At 61.6% G+C, this 17,278-nt stretch carries 18 protein-coding genes; 10 read left to right on the top strand and 8 right to left on the bottom strand.

What is annotated here, in order from left to right:
- Positions 1–148 precede the first annotated feature (148 nt).
- Positions 149–1,111 (top strand): TerC family protein, encoded by a 963-nt coding sequence (locus tag ACQ4WY_RS18620; RefSeq protein ID WP_035826186.1) that lies wholly within the window; start codon positions 149–151, stop codon positions 1,109–1,111.
- A gap of 65 nt (positions 1,112–1,176) precedes the next feature.
- Positions 1,177–1,578, top strand: a complete 402-nt coding sequence (locus tag ACQ4WY_RS18615) for a tellurite resistance TerB family protein (RefSeq protein WP_353658185.1) — start codon at positions 1,177–1,179, stop codon at positions 1,576–1,578.
- 6 nt (positions 1,579–1,584) lie between these two features.
- Here the strand turns inward: ACQ4WY_RS18615 and ACQ4WY_RS18610 are convergent, their stop codons facing one another.
- Positions 1,585–1,938 carry a YnfA family protein gene (locus tag ACQ4WY_RS18610; RefSeq protein WP_101480338.1) on the bottom strand — a complete coding sequence of 118 codons (354 nt, stop codon included), beginning with the start codon at positions 1,936–1,938 and terminating at the stop codon, positions 1,585–1,587.
- Positions 1,939–2,025: 87 nt separating this feature from the next.
- On the opposite strand from ACQ4WY_RS18610, the gene ACQ4WY_RS18605 reads away from it, so the two are divergent.
- The gene (locus tag ACQ4WY_RS18605; protein WP_436505264.1) at positions 2,026–3,294 is read left to right on the top strand and encodes a glycerate kinase type-2 family protein; all 1,269 of its coding nucleotides are present in this window, start codon (positions 2,026–2,028) and stop codon (positions 3,292–3,294) included.
- Here ACQ4WY_RS18605 and ACQ4WY_RS18600 read toward each other — a convergent pair whose 3' ends face one another.
- Positions 3,295–4,311: a zinc-binding alcohol dehydrogenase family protein gene (locus ACQ4WY_RS18600; RefSeq protein ID WP_436505263.1), complete on the bottom strand. Its 1,017-nt coding sequence runs from the start codon at positions 4,309–4,311 to the stop codon at positions 3,295–3,297.
- 95 nt (positions 4,312–4,406) lie between these two features.
- On the opposite strand from ACQ4WY_RS18600, the gene ACQ4WY_RS18595 reads away from it, so the two are divergent.
- The gene (locus ACQ4WY_RS18595; protein ID WP_436505262.1) at positions 4,407–5,321 is read left to right on the top strand and encodes a LysR family transcriptional regulator; all 915 of its coding nucleotides are present in this window, start codon (positions 4,407–4,409) and stop codon (positions 5,319–5,321) included.
- A gap of 44 nt (positions 5,322–5,365) precedes the next feature.
- On the opposite strand, the gene ACQ4WY_RS18590 is transcribed toward ACQ4WY_RS18595, so the two are convergent.
- Entirely contained in the window at positions 5,366–5,743 is a 378-nt protein-coding gene (locus ACQ4WY_RS18590; protein WP_436505261.1) for a c-type cytochrome, read from the bottom strand.
- 250 nt (positions 5,744–5,993) lie between these two features.
- Here ACQ4WY_RS18590 and ACQ4WY_RS18585 point away from each other — a divergent pair, with 250 nt between their 5' ends.
- The 3 genes from ACQ4WY_RS18585 to ACQ4WY_RS18575 all read left to right on the top strand — a co-directional run bounded on the left by ACQ4WY_RS18585 (position 5,994) and on the right by ACQ4WY_RS18575 (position 9,950).
- Entirely contained in the window at positions 5,994–7,538 is a 1,545-nt protein-coding gene (locus ACQ4WY_RS18585) for a DUF1800 domain-containing protein (protein ID WP_436505260.1), read from the top strand.
- A gap of 10 nt (positions 7,539–7,548) precedes the next feature.
- Positions 7,549–8,733 (top strand): DUF1501 domain-containing protein, encoded by a 1,185-nt coding sequence (locus ACQ4WY_RS18580; RefSeq protein ID WP_436505259.1) that lies wholly within the window; start codon positions 7,549–7,551, stop codon positions 8,731–8,733.
- Positions 8,734–8,825: 92 nt separating this feature from the next.
- The gene (locus tag ACQ4WY_RS18575; protein WP_436505258.1) at positions 8,826–9,950 is read left to right on the top strand and encodes an AI-2E family transporter; all 1,125 of its coding nucleotides are present in this window, start codon (positions 8,826–8,828) and stop codon (positions 9,948–9,950) included.
- Positions 9,951–10,059: 109 nt separating this feature from the next.
- Here ACQ4WY_RS18575 and ACQ4WY_RS18570 read toward each other — a convergent pair whose 3' ends face one another.
- Entirely contained in the window at positions 10,060–10,284 is a 225-nt protein-coding gene (locus ACQ4WY_RS18570; protein ID WP_010396348.1) for a hypothetical protein, read from the bottom strand.
- A 141-nt stretch (positions 10,285–10,425) separates the two neighbouring features.
- Between ACQ4WY_RS18570 and ACQ4WY_RS18565 the strand changes: the two genes are divergently transcribed.
- Genes ACQ4WY_RS18565 through ACQ4WY_RS18555 form a run of 3 tightly spaced genes read left to right on the top strand, consistent with a single transcriptional unit; the run spans position 10,426 to position 12,928 of the window.
- A complete protein-coding gene (locus ACQ4WY_RS18565; protein ID WP_436505257.1) occupies positions 10,426–11,184 on the top strand; it encodes a phosphatase PAP2 family protein in 759 nt (252 codons plus the stop codon).
- A gap of 12 nt (positions 11,185–11,196) precedes the next feature.
- The gene (locus ACQ4WY_RS18560; protein ID WP_436505452.1) at positions 11,197–12,105 is read left to right on the top strand and encodes a diacylglycerol/lipid kinase family protein; all 909 of its coding nucleotides are present in this window, start codon (positions 11,197–11,199) and stop codon (positions 12,103–12,105) included.
- Positions 12,106–12,109: 4 nt separating this feature from the next.
- Positions 12,110–12,928 (top strand): metallophosphoesterase family protein, encoded by an 819-nt coding sequence (locus tag ACQ4WY_RS18555; RefSeq protein ID WP_436505255.1) that lies wholly within the window; start codon positions 12,110–12,112, stop codon positions 12,926–12,928.
- Positions 12,929–12,958: 30 nt separating this feature from the next.
- On the opposite strand, the gene ACQ4WY_RS18550 is transcribed toward ACQ4WY_RS18555, so the two are convergent.
- From ACQ4WY_RS18550 to ACQ4WY_RS18535, 4 genes are all read right to left on the bottom strand, one after another.
- Complete coding sequence (locus ACQ4WY_RS18550) at positions 12,959–13,249, bottom strand: type II toxin-antitoxin system RelE/ParE family toxin (protein ID WP_436505254.1); 291 nt, start codon at positions 13,247–13,249, stop codon at positions 12,959–12,961.
- A complete protein-coding gene (locus tag ACQ4WY_RS18545) occupies positions 13,242–13,487 on the bottom strand; it encodes a type II toxin-antitoxin system ParD family antitoxin (RefSeq protein ID WP_436505253.1) in 246 nt (81 codons plus the stop codon). The genes ACQ4WY_RS18550 and ACQ4WY_RS18545 overlap by 8 nt, the downstream gene beginning before the upstream one ends.
- Before the next feature lie 95 nt (positions 13,488–13,582).
- Positions 13,583–14,974 carry a cardiolipin synthase gene (cls, locus tag ACQ4WY_RS18540; protein ID WP_436505252.1) on the bottom strand — a complete coding sequence of 464 codons (1,392 nt, stop codon included), beginning with the start codon at positions 14,972–14,974 and terminating at the stop codon, positions 13,583–13,585.
- Positions 14,971–17,082: a site-specific recombinase gene (locus tag ACQ4WY_RS18535; protein ID WP_436505251.1), complete on the bottom strand. Its 2,112-nt coding sequence runs from the start codon at positions 17,080–17,082 to the stop codon at positions 14,971–14,973. The genes cls and ACQ4WY_RS18535 overlap by 4 nt, the downstream gene beginning before the upstream one ends.
- Positions 17,083–17,278 lie beyond the last annotated feature (196 nt).

Genomic DNA, 17,278 nt, shown 5'->3' with positions numbered 1-17,278 from the left:
CGGAAATTAATACATCGAATTTTTCGATGTATTCGTAAATTATATTCGATTTGTTCGATGTTTATATTCAGACTATGATGGCTGCTCAATTCATGAAGGAGAGCGCCATGGGCATCAGGATAGAGACAGACAGTTGCGGAGGCCACCGATGAACGGCCTGGAAAGTATTGCGACGGCACCCATGTGGGCCGGCTTCATCGCCTTTGTCCTGGTGATGCTGGCGCTGGACCTGTTCGTCTTCGGCGGCAACAAGGCGCACAAGGTCAGTGTCAAGGAAGCGGCGACGTGGTCGCTCGTGTGGGTCAGCCTGGCCCTGCTGTTCAACGGCGGCCTGTGGTGGTATCTGAACGGCACGGCCGGTCCCGAGATCGCCAACCAGAAGGCGCTGGAATTTTTCTCCGGCTACCTGATCGAGAAAGCATTGTCGGTCGATAACGTGTTCGTCTTCCTGCTGATCTTCAGCGCCTTCCAGGTGCCGATCCAGTACCAGCGCCGCGTGTTGATTTATGGCGTACTGGGCGCGATCGTCATGCGTGCCGTGATGATCATGGCCGGCGCATGGGTGGTGAGCGAGTTCAGCTGGGTGCTGTACCTGTTCGGCGCCTTCCTGTTAATTACCGGCATGCGCATGCTGGTGGCGGCAGACGCGGAACCGGACGTGGCGAACAACCCCGTGCTGCGCTTTGCCCGCCGTCACTTGCGGGTGGCCGATGGCGACCACGGTGAGCGTTTCTTCGTGGCAAAGGGCGGTTTGCGCTATGTCACGCCGCTGTTCCTCGTGCTGATCCTGATCGAGGTGACGGACCTGGTGTTCGCGGTCGATTCGATCCCGGCGATTTTCGCCATCACGACGGACCCGTTCATCGTCTTCACGTCGAACCTGTTCGCCATCATGGGATTGCGGGCCCTGTACTTCCTGCTGGTGGATGTGGCTGACCGCTTCCACATGCTCAAGTATGGCCTGGCGATGGTGCTGGTGTTCATCGGCGCCAAGATGCTGATCATGCCGTGGTACCACGTGCCGGTGGAAGCGTCGTTGCTGGTGGTGGCGGTCCTGATCGTGTCGAGTTGCGTGGCGAGCGTGTTCATCACCCGCAGCGACAAGAAATAAACAGCAGTACGGCGCGCCCCGCAGGGCGGTGGCGCGCTTTTTAAACTAACAATGGAAGAGAAACTATGCGTACGTATGAAATGAACAGTCCCCAGGCAGCGGGACGTATCCTGGCGCTGATGATGGTGGTCGACGGCAACCTGGCCAGCGCCGAGTTGCAAGCCATGCACCGCAGCAAGATCCTCGAGCATATCGACTTGGCGCCGGCCGCCTTTCAGCAACTGCTGCAAGACTTGTGCGACGACATGCTGACGTCGACCGTGCATGGCGCCGTGCAACTGGCCAATGGCGTGATCGACAGCCTGCTCGATGAAATCGATGATCCGGACCTGCGCCGCAAGCTGTTGCAAGCCATGTGGAAGATCGCCGATGCGGACGACTGGCTGGCCGATGGCGAAGCGGTGTTGCTGGCCCGTGCCAGCGCGGCGTGGTCGGCGGAAACGAACTTCCGCGCGCATGCCGCCTGATGCAAATCAAGCCGCCTTGTGCCCCATGGCAATGACGGCGGCGCCGGCCAGGGCCAGGCCCACGCCGGCGATGTCCGTCCAGGCGGGCGTGATGCCGTCTACCAGCCATAGCCATCCCAGAGCCGTGGCGATGTAGATGGCGCCATACGTGGCGTACACCCTGCCGCTGGCGGCCGGATGCAGGGTCAGCAGCCACACGAAGATCAAGAGGCTGATAGCGGCCGGCAACAGCAGCCAGGCGCTGCCCTTGTTGCTCAGCCACAGCATGGGCAGGTAGCAGCCCAGCAGTTCGGCCACGGCCGTGACGGTAAACAGCCCGAAAGTGCGGGCAAGACTGGTCCATTCGATGGCGTCGTTCATTGCATTCCTGTGATGTGGTCAAGACGCCATTCTAGCTGCCAGGCTGCCGGCCCTGCTATGATCGGGACCGGACCCCGGAGGAAAAAAATGACGACGACCCCAGCGCCGCGCGCCTTGCTGCAAGCCATGTTCCACGCCGCCATCGCAGCGGCCCAGCCATCGCACTGCATACCGCACCATCTGCCACCCGCACCCAAGGGGCGTTTGATCGTCATCGGCGCTGGCAAGGCGTCGGCGGCCATGGCGCAGGCCGTGGAACAGCACTGGCCCGGGCCGCTGTCGGGCCTCGTGGTGACGCGCTACGGCTATGCCGTGCCGTGCGAACGCATCGAGATCGTCGAAGCGTCGCACCCCGTGCCGGATGAGGCTGGCATGCAGGCGGCGCAGCGCATGCTCCAACTGGTGGGCAATTTGCAGGCCGACGATACGGTGCTGTGTCTGATTTCGGGCGGCGGCTCCTCCCTGCTCGCCTTGCCCCTGGACGGCATCAGTCTGGAAGACAAGCAAGCCTTAAACCGCGCGCTGCTGGCGTCGGGCGCCACCATCGGCGAAATGAATTGCGTGCGCCGTCATTTGTCCGCCATCAAGGGCGGCAGGCTGGCGGCCGCCTGCCATCCGGCGCAAGTCGTGACCCTGGCCATTTCCGACGTGCCTGGCGACAAGCTGGGCGACATCGCCTCCGGCCCCACGGTGGGCGACGCCACCACGTGCGAGGACGCGCTGGCCATCGTGCGGCGCTATGGTATGAACTTGCCGGACAGCATACGAGCAACCTTGGAAAGCGGGCGCGGCGAATCCGTGAAACCCGATGATCCACGCCTGGCGCGCACGCAGACGACCCTGATCGGCACGCCGCAGATGGCGCTCGAAGCGGCAGCCAGCGTGGCGCGCGCGGCCGGCGTCACGCCGTATATATTAGGTGACAGCCTGGAAGGCGAGGCGCGCGACGTGGGCAAGGTGATGGCTGGCATCGCGCTGCAAACGGCGGTGCGGGGCCAGCCGTTTCCCGCCCCGTGCGTGCTGTTGTCGGGTGGCGAAACGACCGTCACCGTGCGTGGCAACGGTCGCGGCGGGCGCAACGTGGAATTCCTGCTGGCGCTGGGCATCGCGCTGGACGGATACGAGGGCATACACGCGCTGGCCGGTGACACGGACGGCGTCGACGGCCAGGAAGACATCGCCGGCGCGTATCTGGCACCGGACACTCTGCAGCGTGCCTGGGCGCTGGGCATCAAGCCCCGCGACAGCCTGGACAACAACGATGGTCACGGCTTCTTCCAGGCGCTGGGAGATAGTGTGATCACTGGCCCGACCTTGACCAACGTCAATGATTTCCGGGCCATCCTGATTACCTGATTACTGGAAATTTTCCAGCACGATTTTCCCTTTTGCTGTGTTGCTTTCCAGTAGGGCATGCGCGCGTATCAGGTTTTGCGCGTTGATCGTGCCGAAGCGCTCGGTCAGGGTCGTCTTGATGATGCCCGCGTCCACCAGCTGCGCCAGTTCGTCCAGCAATGCATGCTGTTTGACCATGTCTGCCGTCTGGAACAGCGAACGGGTAAACATCAGTTCCCAGTGCAGGGATACGCTCTTGCCCTTGAACTTGCGCACGTCGATGTGCTCGGGGTCGTCGATCAGGGCAAATTTTCCCTGCGGCGCGATCAGTTCCACGATTTGCTCGAAATGCTTGTCGGTCTGGTTCAGGCTGATCACATAGTCGACGGGCGGCAAGCCCAGGCGCGTGATCTCCTGTGCCAGCGGCAGGCTGTGGTCGATCACGTGGTGGGCGCCCAGTTCCTTGACCCAGGCTGCCGTTTCCGCGCGCGACGCCGTGCCGATGACGGTGACGCCCGTCAATTGCCGCGCCAGTTGCACCAGCACGGAACCGACGCCGCCGGCCGCGCCGATCACCAGCAGGGACTTGCCCGTTTGAGTCTTGTCGCGGCTGAGCTGCAGGCGGTCGAACAGCAGTTCCCAGGCCGTGATCGCCGTCAGGGGCAGGGCGGCGGCCGGAGCGAAATCGAGGCTGGCGGGCATGTGGCCGACGATGCGCTCGTCGACCAGCTGGAATTCGCTATTGCTGCCGGGGCGATTGATGGCGCCCGCGTACCAGACCCTGTCTCCCACCTGGAACAGGGTCGCGTCGGGGCCGACGGCTGTGACGACGCCTGCCGCATCCCAGCCCAGCACTTCCGGCTGGCCTTCTTTCGGCGCGCGGTTCTTGCGCACCTTGGTGTCGACGGGATTGACGGAAATGGCCTTGACGGCGACGAGCAGGTCGCGCCCCGTGGCGACGGGCGTGGGCAGTTCGATGTCGAGCAGGGCGTCGGCATCCGTGATGGGCAGGCTGTGGTGGTAGGCGATGGCTTTCATATGCTTCCTCGTTGAGTGGATACCGTATGATGGTGGCAATGCCTGCCCGGAAACAGGGGGCGCGTACCGAAACACTTTCAAAGGAATGCTGAAAATTGCTGCGACTCGATGACTTGCAGGTATTTGTGCGCACGGCCGACCGGGGCAGTTTGTCGGCGGCCGCGCGCGAGATCGGCATTTCGCCCGCGCTGGCCAGCGCCGCCGTCAAGCGCCTGGAAGGGGAATTGGGCTTGCGCCTGCTGGCCCGCACGACGCGTTCCCTGAGTCTGACGCCCGAAGGCACGCAATACCTCGAGCACGCGCGCGAAGCCTTGCGCCTGCTGCGCGCAGGCCACGATGCGCTGCTGGCCGGCAAGGACAGTTTCGGCGGAACCTTGAAAATTGCCATGCCGTCCGACCTGGGCCGCAACCTGATGCTGGGCTGGCTGGACGAATTCCAGTCGCGTCATCCGAAGCTGCACTACCAGCTCAGCGTCAGCGACCGGGTGGCCGACATGGTGCGCCAGCAAGTCGACGTGGCCATCCGCTATGGCCAGCAAGATGATTCGAGCATGATCGCCATGCCGATTGCGCCCGCCAACGACCGGGTGCTGGTGGCGTCGCCCGCTTACCTGCGCGAATACGGCCCCCTGCTGGCGCTGGAAGACTTGTCGCAGCGTAATTGCCTGCGCTTCGCGCTAGAAGACGGCTTGCATGACCGCTGGACCTTTTACCGCTTGCCGCAGCGCGAACAAGTGACGATTCCCGTCAGCGGCAACCGTAGCGCCGACGATGCCGAGCTGGTGCGGCGCTGGGCCGTGGCGGGGCTGGGCATTGCCTACAAATCGCGGCTCGATGTGGCTGGCGACCTGGCCGCCGGCCGCCTGCAAGCACTGTTACCCGAGGTGGCGGGCGAGGCTACGCCCTTGCACCTGGTCTGCACGCACCGCGCGCAGGTGACGCCGCTGGTGCTGCAACTGCGCGATTTCCTGCGCGAGAAGTGTGCGGAGTTGTTGAAACAGCATGATTGAGCGCAGATTGCGCCTTCGCGAGGTGTCCGCCGCTGATCTCGATATCATCGATTTTTTAAAATCACATCACTCATGTATTGATTCAAATCGCGAAAATCCTTCACCCGCCAGGCGTATGGCGCGATCTTGACGCCATTCTCTTTCAAAGTCTTTGGAATCAAATCGCCATTGGGACGAAGTATGACCGAGGATACAATCACGCCGGGATAATCTTTCAGACGTTTTTTGAATGTGGCGGTTGTCAGATCCGGTGTCGCAGGATTGCTTTTATTCGCCAATGGCCCTGTGCCTTTGATCTCTGCTCCGTGGCACACGGCACATCTCTGTACATACAGAGTCTTCCCATTCAGATTATCCGCGAAGGATGCGGACGTTTGAAGGAGCGATAACATTCCGAGTGCCGCGGTGAATAATATTTTCATTTTATTTTTAATGTGGATTGTTGTATGGATAATGCATGGGGCGAGAGAAAATCCATAGCTGCGTTTGCAATACGTCATGCTCTCGATAATATTTTATCCGAGATTGTTTATTCCTAATGTACTCGCGCCCGTGAGAGGCCGGCTGGCGAACAACCATGATTGATTACAACTCGTTGCAAATGGCAATCATGCGCAGGTCAACCTGGGCGTACTCTCAAGCATTCTGCATGAAACTGCTTGAAGGACCGCCATGACCCCGAACCGATTATTGCCGACGACCTTGATTTCCCTGCTCTTGCTGGCCGGCTGCGGCGCAACCGGACCTGCCGTCCAGGCCGATCATCGCGCGCAGACCAGTCCCGCGCAGGATATCGCCATGCTGGAACGGGTCAGCTGGGGTGTGAATGGGGGCAGCGTGCGCCAGGTGCAGGCGCAAGGCTGGAACGCTTACCTGCAGGCGCAGTTGCATCCAGGCAAAGCCAATCTGCCGCCCGCCGTCCAGGCGCAGATCGACGCCATGACGATCAGCCAGGTGCCGCTCGATCAACTCGTCATGTCCGTGGAGCAAAAGCGCAAGGAGTCGGCCGGCGTCATGGACGACATGGCGAAGCAGCAGGCGCAAAAGGATTACCAGCAAGAACTCAACCGCCTGGCGCGCGAGGCGGCCACGCGCTCGCTGTTGCTGGACGTGTATTCGCCGAACCAGTTGCAGCAGCAACTGAGCTGGTTTTGGCTCAACCATTTCAGTGTGCACCAGGGCAAGCACAACTTGCGCGCCATGGTGGGCGATTACGAGGCGAACGCCATCGCGCCACATGCCCTGGGGAAATTTCGCGACTTGCTGGGCGCCACCGTCCACCATCCGGCCATGCTGCGCTACCTGGACAATGAAGCCAACGCTGCCAAGCGCATCAATGAAAACTATGCGCGCGAGCTGATGGAACTGCACACCCTGGGCGTCAACGGCGGCTACAGCCAGACAGATGTGCAGGAGCTGGCGCGCATCCTGACGGGCGTGGGCGTGAACCTGGGACCGGACACGCCGAAGGTCAAGCCGGCGCTGCAATCACAGTACGTGCGCCGGGGCTTGTTCGAATTCAATCCGAACCGCCACGATTACGGCGATAAACAATTCCTCGGGCAAACGGTGAAGGGCCGGGGATTGGCCGAGCTTGATGAAGCGCTCGATCGCCTCAGCCGCAGTCCCGCCACCGCGCATTTCGTCAGCGGCAAACTGGCCCAGTATTTCGTGGGAGATAACCCTCCCGAAGCGCTGGTGGCGCGCATGGCGGCCACCTTCCAGCACAGCGACGGAATGATCGCCGACGTGCTGCAGACCATGTTCAGCAGCCCCGAGTTCCGGCAATCGCTGGGCAAGAAATTCAAGGATCCCATGCATTATGTGGTGTCGGCCGTGCGCCTCAGCTATGACGACAAGCCCATCCTGAATGCAGGCCCCATGCTGAACTGGCTTTCGCGCATGGGCCAGCCCCTGTACGGACGCCAGACACCGGACGGCTATCCACTGACGGACGCTTCCTGGGCCAGCCCCGGCCAGATGACAACGCGCTTCGATATCGCCCGCACCATCGGCTCGGGCAGCGCCGGCCTGTTCAAGACGGAGGGCCCGCAGCCGCAGGAAAAGGTGGCGTTCCCGCAACTGGCCAGCGCCCTGTATTACCAGTCGCTGCAGCCAACCTTAAGTCCGGCGACGCGCCAAGCCCTGGATCAGGCGTCCTCGCCGCAGGAGTGGAACACCTTTCTTTTGTCTTCGCCAGAAATGATGCACCGCTAAAGGAATCGCCATGAATCGTCGTGACTTGTTGAAAGCCCTGGCCGCCGCGCCCTTGTTGTCCCATGCGGGCAGTCTGCTGGCCGCACCGGCCACGGACGCGAAGTTGCTGTTCGTCTTCTTGCGCGGCGGCTATGACGCGAACAACTTGCTGGTGCCTGTCGGCAGTGATTTTTACTATGCGGCGCGGCCGAATATCGCCATCGCGAAACCCGGTGCAGAAAACGGCGCTCTGGCCTTGACCGCCGACTGGGCCTTGCATCCGGCCTTGCGCGAGACCATCTACCCGATGTTCGCCGGCGGCGAGGCGGCCTTTATTCCGTTTGCCGGTACGACGGATTTGACGCGCAGCCATTTTGAAACGCAGGACAGCATCGAGCTGGGGCAGGAACTCGGCGGACGCCGCGATTTCCGCTCGGGCTTTTTGAACCGGCTGGCGCAAAGTCTCAATAGCAGCAACCACGCCATTTCCTTCACGGACCAGCTGCCGCTGATCTTCCAGGGCGGCGTGCAAGTGCCGAACATGGCGCTGCGCTCCGTGGGCAAGTCGGGCATTGATGCGCGTCAAAGCCAGGTCATCGCGGCCATGTACCGGGGTACGCCCTTGCAGCAACCCGTCAGCGCGGGCTTTGCCGTGCGCGATGATGTGACGAAGGAATTGACTGGAGAGATGCAGGCAGCCAACCGCAATGCCATCAGTACCAAGGGCTTTGAGCTGGAGGCGCAGCGCATCGCCCGCTTGATGAAGGATAAATACAACCTCGGTTTCGTCGACGTGGGCGGCTGGGATACGCATGTGGGGCAGGGCGGCGCCAACGGCTACCTGGCGGGGCGTTTTGACGAGCTGGGGCGGGGCCTGGCCGCGTTTTCGCAGGAAATGGGCAGCGCCTGGCGCAATACCGTCGTGGTGGTAGTCAGTGAATTTGGCCGCACCTTCCGCGAAAACGGCAACCGCGGCACGGACCACGGCCACGGCAGCGTGTTCTGGGTGCTGGGCGGCGGCATCAAGGGGAAACAAGTGGCGGGCGAGCAAGTGGCGATTTCGCAGGCGAACCTGTTCCAGAACCGCGACATGCCCGTGCTCAATGAATACCGGGCCGTGCTGGGCGGCTTGCTGCGCCGCACGTTCGGTTTGACGCCGGCGCAACTCGATCACGTGTTTGCCGGCGTCAAACCGGTGGAGCTGGGCCTCGTGTAAATCGGAATGCCGCCGTGTTACGCTACGCCTGCGCAACTGGCGCGTAACTAAGCTCCGTCCCTGTCCCCGGTGCGGGGCACGAATGGAGTGGTATGAGCGATACCCAGCGCGACATTGTCAGCGCAGGCTTTTCCCTGGCCTTGATCGCCGTGACGGCCTTCGTCATGCAGCGTTTCTTTTTGCCGCTCGTGTGGGCCGGCATCCTGTGCGTGGCCACCTGGCCCTTGTATCTGCGCGTGCGCGCGGCGCTGGGCCAGCGCACCATCATCGCGGCAGCCGCGCTGACCCTGGCGTTTGCCTGCATCTTCATCATTCCCGTGCTGTTCGGCGTGGCGCAGGCGGCGCGCGAAGTGCCCGTGCTGGCCAATTTCATCGTCCATGCGAATACCGATGGCTTGCCCGTGCCGGACTGGGTGGCGCACATTCCCCTGGCCGGCAGCGCCATCGGCGACTGGTGGCTGGCCACCCTGAGCCAGCCCCACGGCCTCGGCCACTTCTTTGCGGGCAGCGCCGTCGGCGGCTTTCATTCCGCGCGCGACATGCTCAAGGTGCTGGGTGCGGACGTGTTCCACCGCCTGGTCGACTTCGGCCTGGCGTTTTTATGCCTGTTTTTCTTTTACAAGGATGGCGAAGCGTTGACGCGCCAGATCACGGCCGTCGGCAGCCATTTCCTGCGCCCCGAACGGTGGGGCCGCTATGCGCAAAAGATCCCCACGGCCATCCGCGCAACTGTCAACGGACTCGTGCTGGTGGGCCTGGCTGAAGGCGTGCTGATCGGTATTGCCTACGCCATCGCCGGCTTGCCGTCGCCAGCCCTGTGGGCGTTCGCCACGGGCATTTTGGCCATCATCCCCTTTGGTGCGCCGCTCGCTTACCTGTGCGCGGCCGCCTTGCTGGTTTTCCAGGGCAATGTGGGCGCCGCCATCGGCGTGGCCGTGTGGGGCACCCTGGTGCTGTTCGTAGCTGACCACTTCGTGCGCCCTGGCATGATCGGCAACGCCACCCGTTTGCCTTTCCTGGCCGTGCTGTTCGGTATTCTGGGCGGCGTGGAAACCCTGGGCCTCGTGGGCCTGTTCATCGGCCCCGTCGTGATGGTGCTGTTCGTAACGCTGTGGTATGAAGCGAATGTGTCTGGCAGCGTACCGCCTGCCAACGCACTTGCCGACGCAGCTGCTGAGACACCTGCCAGCCCGGCCGCGCCGGAACGCACACAGTAGTGAGGGGTCGGCCAGCGCTGTTGCCGCTGGCCGGTACTGTCGCGTTCCTGGCAGAGCCGGGCGAGCTGACTTTACAACAGGGTGCGAGCACCTTGTTTTAAAGTCATTCTTAATGCGCCTTGGATAGAATAAGCAACCAACGGCGCATCAGCAGCACTTCAACATAGCCCGGCTCGATGCCCGTACCGCACTCGATCAAGGGATTGACGGTGTAGTAGCGCTTGCGGAAGTCGCGGCAAACGAGGATTTCGCGCTTGCCCATGCGGACGAGGAAAGAGCTTGGGGCGTATTCCAGGCCGAACCGTGAGCCAAAACCGCTATTCAATGTTGCCATGACAATTCCTTTGAGGGAGATGTGTTGAACGAGTCATCAGAATAGCATAACTACTGTATGAAAACACAGCTACTGTATGAATAAACAGTATTTTTTTGCTGGTGTGGTTTTTTTGATCATTGCCAGGAATATGACGGAGAAATGAGTTTGCAAGAGAAAAATGACATGGGCATGACCACGGGCTGGACCACGAAACTGCGCCGCTTCGTCGAGGCGCGCCTGTCGCCCGAGGGCGAGCTGGGCCTGCACATGACGGTGGGCGTGGCCCTGATGCTGGTGGCCATCGTGGTTTTCCACGAGATCGCCGAAGCCGTCATGGGCATGCAGCAAATTACCGTGATCGACTTGCAGGTGGCGCAGTGGTTCAACCAGCATGCCGTGCCGTGGATCACCAGTTGCCTGCTGGTCGTTACGCATATGCATGGCGTGATCGGTGCCATCACCCTGGCCATCCTGCTGGGCTGGTATTTGCACCGCAAGGGCGCCACTTACTGGCTGTTTACCCTGCTCATCACCATGCCGGGCGTCATGTTTTTGAACCTGCTGCTAAAGTACATTTTTGTCCGCGCGCGGCCCAGTTTTGATGCACCCATCCTGCAGACGGCCTTGAGCACGTACAGCTTTCCCAGTGGCCATACGGCCACCTCGACGGCCCTGTACGGCTTGCTGGCCGCCTACCTGATTTGCCAGACGGCGCCGGGCGCCTGGGGCAAGCGCATCGCCATCGCGCTGGGCGCTTTCCTGATGGCGTCACTCGTGGGTTTCAGCCGCATTTACCTGGGCGCGCATTACCTGAGCGATGTGCTGGCGGCCATGGCGGAAAGCTATGGCTGGCTGGCCATCTGCATCGCCGGCGTGTCGGCCCTGCGCCGCCGCCGGCATATTCGGCAAACCAACTAAGGGGAAACGATCCTGAGCAAGATTGCAGTCATCATCAATGGGGGCGCCGGTTGCGGCTACGCGCCTGACTGGGCGCAGCAGCTTGAAGCGAAATTCGCCGCCGTGGGACTCGATGCCGCCATCACGCTGGCCGCCAGCGGCGCCGAGATGATCGCCACGGCCGAGCAAGCCCTGCGCGATGGCGCGCCCATCGTCGTGGCCGGTGGCGGCGACGGCACCATCAATGCCGTCGCGTCCGTCGTTGTCGACAGCGGCACGCCGTTTGGTGTCTTGCCGTTGGGCACCCTGAACCATTTCGCCAAGGATTTGAATATCCCGCTCGACCTCGATGCGGCGATTGCCAATGTGGCGCAGGGCGTGCCGCACCAGGTCGACGTGGGGGAAGTCAATGGCCGCATCTTCCTGAACAATTCCAGCCTGGGCCTGTATCCGGACATCGTGCGCGACCGCGAAAAGCAGCAGCGCCGGCTGGGACGGGGCAAGTGGCTGGCCTTCAGCTGGGCGCTGCTGGCCGCGTTGCGTCGCTATCCCTTCCTTAGCGTGCAATTGAAACTCAATGACGCCGTGCATGCGCGGCGCACGCCGTTTGTGTTCATTGGCAACAATGAATACTTGATGGAAGGCTTGAATATCGGCGAGCGCGAGCGGCTCGATGGCGGTCAGTTGAGCCTGTACGTGGCGCAGCGTCCGGGCCGTTTGGGCTTGTTTAAGCTGGCCTTGCACGCACTGTTCGGCAAGTTGTCGCAGGCTAAGGATTTCGACGTGTTGACGGCCACCGACCTGGAGATTGCCACGAAACACCGCCGCCTGCGCGTGGCCACCGATGGCGAAGTGACCGTCATGAATACGCCGCTGCAGTACCGCATCCGCACGGCCGCGCTGGCGGTGCTGGTGCCTGCACCGGCACCATCTGGGGAGTAAGGCCATGCGTACCATCGTGCATTTGTCCGACTTGCATTTTGGCAGGGTCGACGCGGACCTGCTGGCACCCTTGCGCGCGCTGGTCGAGCGCCTGGAACCGGACGTGGTGGTGGTCTCGGGCGACCTCACGCAGCGCGCCCGCAGCGCCCAGTTCCAGCAGGCGCGCCACTTTCTCGACAGCTTGCCGGGGCCGCAGATCGTGGTGCCGGGCAACCATGACGTGCCGCTGTACAACGTTTTTTCCCGCTTTTTGACGCCGCTGGTGAAATACCGGCGCCATGTGACGGACGATTTGTCGCCCGAATATGTGGATGAGGAAATCGCCGTGCTGGGCATCAATACGGCCCGCTCCCTGACCTTCAAGGATGGCCGCATCAGCCACGAGCAGATCGATTTTCTGCGTGAACGCCTGGGCAGTTTGCCGCCAGGCTTGACGCGCATCATCGTCACGCATCATCCATTTGACTTGCCCGAGCACTTCGATGAAGACGATCTGGTCGACCGCGCGCCGCAGGCGCTGCAAATGTTTTCCGAATGCGGCGTGGATTTATTGCTGGCCGGCCATCTGCATGCGAGCGTGGCCGGCAACACGGCCGAGCGCTACAAGATCGCCGGCTACGCGGCCCTGATGGTACAGGCGGGCACGGCCACGTCCACGCGGGGCAGGGGCGAATCCAACTCCTTCAATGTGCTGCGCGTGGAGAACAGCTGCATCCGGGTCGAGCGCTACAGCTGGAATGAAGACAGCGCCGACTTCGAAAAGGTCAGCACGGAAGCGTTCGAGCGCCAGGGCGGGGTGTGGGCCAGCTTGCGGCCGCTGTGAGGCGCGGGCATCGCGCTTGATAGTGTTTCATTAAAGATGGCGTGCCGCATCCATGCGGTCATGCAAAATGCGGACGATGGCAATGCCATAGTTCGTGATGCGAAAATAGATCATGTGGCGTCCGACTTGACGGCGCCGGTAGCCTGGCCGGATCTGCTCGCATGCTGGTGCGGTCTCGGGCGCGCGCGCCAGGTCATCAAAGGCCGCCGTCATGCTGTCAATATAATGACTGGCCTGCTGAACGCCCCACCGCTGCGACGTATAAGCCCAGATCGCCTCAAGATCATGCTCGGCGGCGGGCGTCAGCCGGTATTCAGCCATGCGCTGCCAGCATCCTCTGCTTGAATGCCTTGGCGTCGAAGGGCTGGGGTTCGCCGCTTGCCTCGCCTTCCACCAGTGCCGCGCGGATCACATCGAGTTCGGTGCTGCGTTCCTGTTCACGCCGGATCAGGTCGCGGATGTATTCGCTATCGTTGGTATAGCGCCCCGCGTCAATTTGCGCCTTGATCCAATCGTCTTGCTGGTTCGTCAAGGTAATGGTCTTGCGCACGGTTCCCATGGTAATCAACTCCAGAGATGAGTAGTACGACGATCATCATACTATTGGTGCAATATAGTGCATATCCGTGCAGATATCCAGTCATTGCGATGCGCTTACAGCCAGTAATTCATGAAGCGCGCCGCCCATTCCTTCACGCGGTCCGAGATGGGCCGCGTTTCCCATTTTGCCCTGGTGATTTCTTCCGAGTCGCGCAAGTCTTCCTGGAAGGCATTTTCCATTTCGCGGCCGAAGCTGTCCCCCAGCACGATCACGTTCAGCTCGCTGTTATGCAGGAAGCTGCGCATGTCGATGTTGGTCGAGCCTACGGTCGACCAGGCGCCGTCGATGACGGCCGTCTTGGCGTGCAGCACGGCCAGTTTCAAATGGAAGATGCGGACGCCGCCGGCCAGCAGCTGGTCGTACAGGGCGTGGCCCGCATGGAACACGAGGCCGCTGTCGGACACGCCGGGCAACACTACGGTCACGTCCACGCCCCGCTTGGCGGCCGCGATCAAGGCGTCGACCGTCTGCTGGTCGGGCACGAAATAGGCGGACGTGATGTGGATGGATTTCTTGGCTTCCTGGATGGCCAGGATGTAAGCCTTGTAGATTTCAAAGCCGCCGTCCGGCTCGCTGGCCACCACGCGCACCAGCTTGTCGCCCACTTCCGACAGGGGCGGGAAATAATTGGCATCCGGCAAGTCGGCCTGGTCTTGCTGGGCCCAGGTGCGGATGAACAGCCACTGAAAAGCGGCCACGGCCGGGCCTTCCACTTTCACATGGGTATCGCGCCAGCCCACGTCCTTCTTGTCGGTGGGTTTCGATTTCGAACGGAACAGCGAGCTTTTCGCATAGGTATCGCTGATATTGACGCCGCCCGTAAACGCCGTCTTACCGTCGACGATCAGCACCTTGCGGTGGTCGCGGTTGTTGATCTTCCAGTCGTCGCCCTTGAGCTTGGCAGGATTGACGGGGTTGAAGGCCACCAGGTGCACGCCGGCCGCACGCATGCGGTCAAAGAAGGCTTGCGGCACGCCGATGGTGCCCACGCTGTCGTAGATGACGTTGACCGTTACGCCCGATTGCTGCTTTTCGATGAGCATGTCGGCAAACTTCAGGCCCAGCGGGTCCTGGTCGAAGATATACGTTTCCAGGTTGATGCTGCTCTTCGCTTCACTGATGGCCTGCAGCATGGCGGCCATGGTTTGCGGGCCGTCAAACAGCAGGGTTACCTTGTTGCCCTTGATTAAAGGCACGCCCGTGGCCGCCTCTTCCAGCGCGGCCTGGGTTTTCAGATCCATGCCGGACTTGGCCCAGCGCTTGTTGAGCAGGGCGGCCCGGCTGTTGACGTTCAGTAAGGCGCCCTTGCCCGTGATCACATTGGGCTTGGCCACCGGGGCCAATGTGGTATTGAGATTCTTGACATTGGGCAGCGAGGCGCATGCAGCCAGGGTCCAGCACAGCAGTATGGCGGTGAGGCAGGGTTGCATGCGACTAGCGGTCATTTTTGAGCCTTGGTGGTGGGTGACAGGTTTGCCGACTCATCGGCCAGTGCCAGTGGTGGCGGGTTTTTCGAGCCGAAGAAGAAGACGATGGGCGACCTCAGGAAGCGCTTGCCCAGAATCTTCAACAATTGCATGCCGTGCTTGAAGCGCACCTGGCGCGAACGCAGCGCCACCCAGAGGGCCAAGCCAAAGCTGACCAGCAGGTTGGCCGTGCCGATGGCGAAGATGCCCGACAGCGACTTGACGGCCAGTTGCCAGCTCATGTTGTGGTCCAGGCCCACCAGGGCCGTCGCGAAGTTGGCGGCCGAGAAGGTGATGTGGCGGATATCGATGGGCAAGCCGATAAGGAAACCCAGGGTGCCGATGGAACCGAGCAGGATACCGAAATAGAAGTTACCCATCAGTCCGCCCAGGTTGTTTTCCAAATACAGGCCCAGCCGCTGCAGCCGCTCCTGGCCGATCACTTTGCTCAGGCCGCGCAATTGCGCGATGCGCTGCGCCCAGCGCGTGTACAGGGCCTGATTGTCATAGTAGCCCGAAATCAGGCCAGCCACGAACAGGCACACGCCGGCGATCATGGCATAGAAGATGGCGGGGGTGCCGATAGGGTCGATATCGTGCAGCAAATGCATGGCCTTCTCGGGCGTCACCAGGTTGTGCCCGGTAATCGCCTTGTAGCCCAGCGCGATCAGCCAGGCCGTGGGGATGGCTGTCGCCAGGTTGCCCAGCACGGCCATGTTTTGCGTGCGGAAGACCTTGTTGATCAGTTCCGCCATGCTGTCGAGGTCGATATTCCGGCCATCCTTGCTGTGCAGGCCGGCGGCGATGCGCGAGGCCGTCATGGCCGGCTGCTTGGTGGCCACCGTGAAGTGCAGCAAGTGGATGAACATGAAGCCGATCGAGTAATTCATGCTGAACATGAAGGCTTCCACCAGCGGCGCCGAGCGCAGGTACGACATCAGGATCTTGAACAGGGCCATGAAGCCGATGATCACGCCCGCGCCTGCGGATGAGAGGAACATGGCGCCCATCTCGCGCCGGCTTTCCGCGATGTAGTGTTCGCCCGTGCGGCTGGCGTTTTCCGTCACATTGCGTGCCAGCAAGTTGATATTGTCGGAAAACAGGTCGCTGACCTTGTACTTGTGGTTATGCGCGCGTATCAGTTCCAGCGCCAGTGCGACGGCGCCCGCGCGGCGGCGGCTGACGGGCTGCGGGTGCAGCAAGTCTTGCGTGGCGTCCACCGTGATGGCGGCGATATCCACGTTCGCCGAGCTGGGCAGTTCGCCGCTCGTGTCGACCAGGAACAGCAGCTTGCGCAGGCGGTCGATGCTTTGCGCCAGCGCCACCAATAAATACGTGAGGGGAATGCTGGTGCCCTGGTACAACGCTTTCTTGCGGATCTTGGCGATGACGGCGTCGCACTGGTCCAGCATCACCAGCAAGTGGCGCGCATCTTCGATGTGCTCGATGTCGCCTTGCAGCAAATTCGTGTAGGCGTCCAGATAGGCGTTCACTTCCGTGTTCTGCACCATGAACGGCGACTGGAACACTTCGATTTCACTGTGGAAACGCGTCAGTTCCGGTTCCAGGCCCATCGCGCAGACGCGGTAGGACAGGGTGCGGATGGCGTCGAGCATGCCAGGAAGCATGATATTGCCGTCGCCGACGGCCAGTTCGATATCGTCGCTGGTGAGCACGTCGAACAGTTCCAGCCAGTCCGTGGCGGGCACGTTGCTGATCCACAAATAATCGGTTTTCAGGTACAGCACCTGGTCGAGCGCGTCGTTCAGGTATTCGTCGCCCAGGGCGGGCGGCAGCATGCGGTAGGCGATGCGGCGTTTCAATTCCGTGAAAAAACCGCTGTTCGACAGCACGCCGATGTCCGTGTACAAGCTGGCGTGGCGGCGCGCGGCCAGCACGCGCAGCACGTATTCGTGCAGGGCGCGCGCTTGCGCGGGGTTACCTTTGAGAAGCTGGCGCAGGGTGCGCACGTTGGCAATCGCGGTAGCGCTGTCGTGGGAGCGCTTGGGACGCAGTGAGTTGAATAATTCCACCAGCAAGTCGATATTGCTGGAGTTCGGGTCAATGCGTTCGAGGATAGCTAGCATGCAGAAAAAACGGGCGAACCGCTGTCGGTAAAACCAGTAGTGTACCGCCTGCATCAAATCGCGCAACGTTCGCCACCGAACATTGCGTTACGACAGGGCCTGCATTGAACGCCATTTTGCCGCAAGTGCCTAATCATGGTCACGCTTGCGTGTTGTCAGTGCGCGACTCTTTCCCGAGGGGTAAGCTGACGTTTCT

Origin of the sequence: Janthinobacterium salmonicoloratum (assembly GCF_051380845.1) — a bacterium.
Taxonomy (GTDB): Bacteria; Pseudomonadota; Gammaproteobacteria; order Burkholderiales; family Burkholderiaceae_D; genus Janthinobacterium; species Janthinobacterium lividum_F.
This window is presented reverse-complemented; position numbering and strand designations above follow the sequence as displayed.